The organism is Lactobacillus sp. N54.MGS-719, from assembly GCF_000980505.1.
Lineage (GTDB): Bacteria > Bacillota > Bacilli > Lactobacillales > Lactobacillaceae > Lactobacillus > Lactobacillus amylovorus.
In genome coordinates this window covers 1-821 of sequence record NZ_LARO01000134.1, presented here as the reverse complement: position 1 = coordinate 821, position 821 = coordinate 1, and the positions used below count along the sequence as shown (strand labels likewise).

Genomic DNA, 821 nt, shown 5'->3' with positions numbered 1-821 from the left:
AATTGTTGATGACCAATTCGTACAAACTTTACCAAAGCGTTTGATCGCTTGGTCAGGTTTTGAAGCATTAGGCCACGCAATTGAAAGTTATGTTTCAACAATGGCTACTGACTTTACTCGTGGTTGGTCACTTGAAGCTATTAAAATCATTTTTGCCAACTTAAAGAACTCTTACGATGGTAATCTTGCTGCTCGTAAGCAAATGCACGATGCCGCTACTATTGCAGGTATGGCTTACTCAAACGCATTCCTTGGTTTGGAACACTCAATTGCTCATACTGTAGGTTCAACCTTTGATATTCCAAGTGGTGTAAGTGATGCTATTGCTTTACCACAAGTTATCCGCTTCAATTCTAAGCGTCCAGAAAAGCTGGCTATGTGGCCTCATTACTCTGTTTACCGTGCTGATACAGATTATGCAGATATTGCTAAGGCCATTGGCTTGACTGGTTCAAGCAAGGAAGAATTGATTGAAGGATTAGTTCAAAAGATTATCGATTTGGCTCAATCAGTTGGTATTAAGATGGCTTATAAGGACTATGGCGTTGACAAGGCTGAATTCGACAAGAAAGTTGACGAATTAGCTGTTGAAGCATACGGTGATCAAAACACTGTAACTAATCCATCAGCTCCACTTATTAGTGAAATTGCTCAATTGATGAAAGATTGCTACGAAGGCAAGGGTATTGTTAATAACAAATAAAGATTAACAGCATAAAAAATATTATACCAATTTTGTGAATTATTACTTGACCACTTTGGCTAAAAAGGCTATTATGACTACTGTAATCATAAAAACAAACTAGTCCATTAAGAAATAT

Annotated in this window: 1 protein-coding gene; it reads left to right on the top strand. The window is 37.3% G+C overall.

Annotated elements, in window-relative coordinates; genetic code table 11:
* Window positions 1-703 (top strand): iron-containing alcohol dehydrogenase (locus WS44_RS09625; protein ID WP_046434132.1); only part of this gene is annotated, 703 nt, incomplete at its 5' end.
* Window positions 704-821 lie beyond the last annotated feature (118 nt).